Source organism: Leisingera sp. F5, assembly GCF_001593695.1.
In genome coordinates this window covers 1-3,299 of record NZ_LUKH01000256.1, presented here as the reverse complement: position 1 = coordinate 3,299, position 3,299 = coordinate 1, and the positions used below count along the sequence as shown (strand labels likewise).

3 protein-coding genes are annotated in these 3,299 nt (G+C 62.2%); 2 read left to right on the top strand and 1 reads right to left on the bottom strand.

All coding sequences use genetic code 11. The annotated features are described in order from the left end of the window. Positions 1-18: 18 nt before the first annotated feature. Positions 19-747, bottom strand: coding sequence for an IS21-like element helper ATPase IstB (gene istB / locus A2I95_RS28405; RefSeq protein ID WP_291735302.1), 729 nt, complete (start codon positions 745-747; stop codon positions 19-21). 278 nt (positions 748-1,025) lie between these two features. Here istB and A2I95_RS28400 point away from each other — a divergent pair, with 278 nt between their 5' ends. Both A2I95_RS28400 and A2I95_RS28395 read left to right on the top strand, forming a co-directional pair. Continuing rightward, the gene (locus A2I95_RS28400) at positions 1,026-2,066 is read left to right on the top strand and encodes an efflux RND transporter periplasmic adaptor subunit (RefSeq protein WP_291735300.1); all 1,041 of its coding nucleotides are present in this window, start codon (positions 1,026-1,028) and stop codon (positions 2,064-2,066) included. Between the two features lie 10 nt (positions 2,067-2,076). Continuing rightward, positions 2,077-3,299 (top strand): efflux RND transporter permease subunit (locus A2I95_RS28395; RefSeq protein WP_291735298.1); only part of this gene is annotated, 1,223 nt, incomplete at its 3' end.

Here is a 3,299-nt window from a genome sequence, read left to right as displayed (position 1 = left end):
CGGTGGTGCGGCTGGTCGTTAAGCTCTGTTTTTGAACCGCCAGCTTTCGTTGCCGGTTTCCACAATTTCACAGTGATGCGTGAGGCGGTCCAATAAAGCCGTTGTCATCTTTGCGTCACCGAAGACGCTGGGCCATTTGCCGAAGTCCAGATTTGTTGTGACGATAATCGAGGTGCGCTCATAGAGCTTGCTGATCAGGTGGAACAGAAGCTGGCCGCCGGTTTGAGCAAAGGGCAGATAGCCAAGCTCATCCAGGATCAGGAAGTCGAGGCGGGAAATCAGATCGGCGATTCGGCCCTGTCGCTCCGCGCGGGCTTCGGCATCCAGTATGTTCACCAGGTCGACGACATTGAAGAACCGTCCGCGCCGGCCCTTCCGGATGCAGGCGCGGGCGATACTGACGGCGAGGTGGGTTTTGCCGGTGCCTGTTCCGCCGATCAGCACGAGGTTGCGCTGGTGATCGAGGAAGTCTCCGGCGGCCAGATCACGGATCAGAGTCTCGTTGATCTCGGTCGCTTCGAAGCTGAACTCCTCCAGTTCCTTGGCCAGGGGGAGCTTGGCGATGGTCATCTGGTATTTGATGGAGCGCGCCTGCTTCCCGCTGATCTCAGCGGTCAGCAAGTCCCCGATGATCTGCCGGGGCTCATGCTGGCGCTTGACCGCGGTGGTGATGATCTCATCGTAGGAGGTCCTCATCCCGTAGAGCTTCAGTTTCCCCATCGCTTCGAGCACGTCTGAGCGCTCCATCTGTTTGTCTCCTCAAGCTGTCATACCGGCCGCAATTTGCGGCGGGCTTACCCTCCGCTAACTGCATTATTGTGCGGCAGGAAAACCGCATGCCCTTTGGAAACCGTTGCATTGTGACCTCGTTCACAGGAAAGTTCCTTCAACTGGGATATAGGCCGCAAATTCCCCGGCAGACCGGCGTACTGGCTGATCTGCGGGCTGATTGCGCGACCGGGCGCGGCAGCGAACAAGACAATGATGCGGACAGGCGGCAAAACCGCCCGGAAGGAGTGACTAGAATGCGTTGGAGCAGATCCCTTGCCCTTGCGGGCGGTATTGCCGCCCTATCCGCGGCCGCCGCGGCTCAGGAATCGCTGAAGCCCGTGAAACTGCTGCAAACCTCATCGGACTCCCTGCTGCTGGAACGGCAGTTCTTTGGCCAGGTTGCCGCCAAGCAGACAGTTGATCTGGCCTTCCAGGTCAGCGGGCAGATCCTGAAATTCCCGGTCACCGAAGGCGGCTCTGTCGCGCAGGGCGGGCTGATTGCCGAACTGGACCTTGAGCCGTTCGAGCTGCAGCTGGAACAGGCGCAGCTGCGCAAGCAACAGGCCGACCGAACGGTGGTGCGGCTGGAAAAGCTGAGCGGCACCGTCAGCCAGGTCTCGATTGACGACGCCGAGACCGAGGCGGGCCTGGCCCGTGTCGCCCTGCGGGATGCCGACTATGCGCTTGGCCATGCAACCCTGAATGCTCCGTTTGATGCGCTGGTCTCCAGCCGCGAGGTGGAGCAATTCACCACCATCTCCGCCGGCACCCCGGTTGTGCGGCTGCACGACATGTCCGAACTGCACATCAAGGTGGACGTGCCCGAGGTTCTGTTCCAGCAGGCCGATCAAAGCGATGTGCTGACGATTGTGGCCAATTTCCCCGGCCAGGACACAGACTATCCGCTGGAAATCCTGGAATTCGACGCCGAGGCCAGCAGCGTTGGCCAGACCTACCGGGTGACTTTCCGCCTGACCCCGCCCGACGACCGCCAGATCCTGCCCGGCGCCTCGGCCACGGTGAATGTGCGCGTTGATACCGGCGATACCGCGATCCGGGTGCCCGGCACCGCGCTGGTCGCCGCCGCCGATGGCAGCACCGGGGTGATGGTGTTTGCCCCGGCAGGCGCCGAAGACGGCACCGTCACCTGGACCCCGGTAAAGGTCGAAGCGACCCAGAACGGCGACTTCCGGATTGCGGAGGGCCTCAAGGGCGGCGAAGAGATCGTGCTGACCGGCGGCACCGCGCTGGAAGACGGCCAGCAGGTCAGCCGTTTCACCGGCTTCGGCAACTGAGGGCGGGCGCATGGACATTGCACGCGGGTCGATCAACCGGCCGCTTTACACCTGGCTCATCATGCTCGCCGCCTTGTTCGGCGGGATCTGGGGCTTTCTGAACCTTGGCCGCCTGGAAGATCCGGCTTTTACCATCAAATCCGCGGTCATCGCGACCCAGTACCCCGGCGCCAGCAGTGCCCAGGTGGCGCTGGAAGTCTCGGAACCGCTGGAATCCGCGATCCAGAAAATGGGCGAGGTGAAACGGATCACCTCGGTGAACCGGCCCGGCTCTTCGCTGATCGAAGTGGAGATGCAGGACACTTACGACGGCACCGAACTGCCTGCGATCTGGACCAAACTGCGCGCCGAAGTCCGCGATGCGGCCCGCGCCCTGCCTGAAGGCGTCAGCCAGCCATACGTCAACGACGGTTTTGGCGATGTGTTCGGCCTGTTCTACGCGGTCACCGCCGAGGGCTACAGCGACGCCGAAAAACACGAGCTGGCCACCTACCTGCGGCGCGAGCTGCTGACAGTGGACGGCGTGGCCGATGTAGAAATCACAGGCCTGCCGCCCGAGGCGGTCTTTGTCGAACCCAAAATGGCGATTGCGGTCAATCAGAACATCCCGGTCGGCGCTATCAGCAGCGCTTTGGCCAATGCCAACTCTGTCCGGCCCTCCGGCAGTCTTGAGGCAGGCGCCGCGGACACCCGGCTCAGCGCCCCGGAAGGCTCGGACTCGGTCACGGAAATTGCAGGCCTCACCATCGGCTCGCAGGGCGAAGTGGTCAATGTGATCGACATGGCCGACGTCCACCGCGGCCGCATCAGCGACCCGGACCTGCTGATCCGCTTTGACGGGGTTGAGGCCTTTACCCTGGGCATTGCCGGCCTTGCCACCGAAAACATCGTCGAAGTGGGGCAGAACGTCGATGCCAAACTGGCCGCATTGGACAGCCGGATCCCCTATGGCGTGGACCTGAAACCGATCTACCAGCAGCATGTGGTGGTTGAGCAGGCCTCGAACGACTTCCTGGTCAACCTGGCGATGTCGGTCAGCATTGTTGTTGTGGTTCTGGCCCTGTTCATGGGCTGGCGCGCCGCCGTGGTGGTGGGCTCTACCTTGCTGCTGACCGTGGTCGGCACGTTGTTTTTCATGAACATGTTCTCGATCGAGATGGAGCGGATTTCACTGGGTGCGCTGATCATCGCCATGGGGATGCTGGTGGACAACGCCATTGTGGTTGCCGAGGG

Coding starts and splice junctions, on each gene's coding strand:
- istB (WP_291735302.1), bottom strand. CDS start 747: ATGGAGCGCTCAGACGTGCTCGAAGCGATGGGGAAACTGAAGCTCTAC.
- A2I95_RS28400 (WP_291735300.1), top strand. CDS start 1,026: ATGCGTTGGAGCAGATCCCTTGCCCTTGCGGGCGGTATTGCCGCCCTA.